The following is a 353-nucleotide window of genomic DNA, read 5'->3' as shown; positions in this document are numbered from 1 at the left end:
GTATGTCCGCTATGCAGTCTGTCACGCATGAAGACGAGTGGCTTGTCGAAGCATACATGGAAACTGACTACTCGACTCTTACAGCCGATGACTTCCAACAAACGCTGAACAACTACCTCGCCTTCCTCGTTAAAGAGGGGCGTGTCGTTGAAGATGCTGGAATCGAATCTGCAGACTTGGACGGTGCAAAGTGATGTTGGATACGTCCTCTTGGCGAGGGTTCAAGATCGATAACCTGTTAAATAGATTTGAACGAGGCAAAGCAAATCAAACCAAACTAGAAGATGGTGACGACACTTTTTATGTCGGCGCTAAACGTGATGACAACGGTGTGATGCTTCGTTGAGCTTACG

General features: G+C 47.3%; 1 protein-coding gene. It reads left to right on the top strand.

What is annotated here, in order from left to right; translation table 11 throughout:
- Positions 1-194, top strand: a 194-nt coding sequence (locus F0L46_RS25590) for a hypothetical protein (protein ID WP_210247697.1), incomplete at its 5' end; no start/stop codon positions are given.
- Between the last annotated feature and the right edge of the window lie 159 nt (positions 195-353).

The sequence above is a fragment of the Salinarimonas soli genome (assembly GCF_008386575.1).
Classification (GTDB): Bacteria; Pseudomonadota; Alphaproteobacteria; order Rhizobiales; family Beijerinckiaceae; genus Salinarimonas_A; species Salinarimonas_A soli.
Note: the sequence above shows the minus strand (reverse complement) of the source record. Positions and strands in the feature narration are given on the sequence as shown.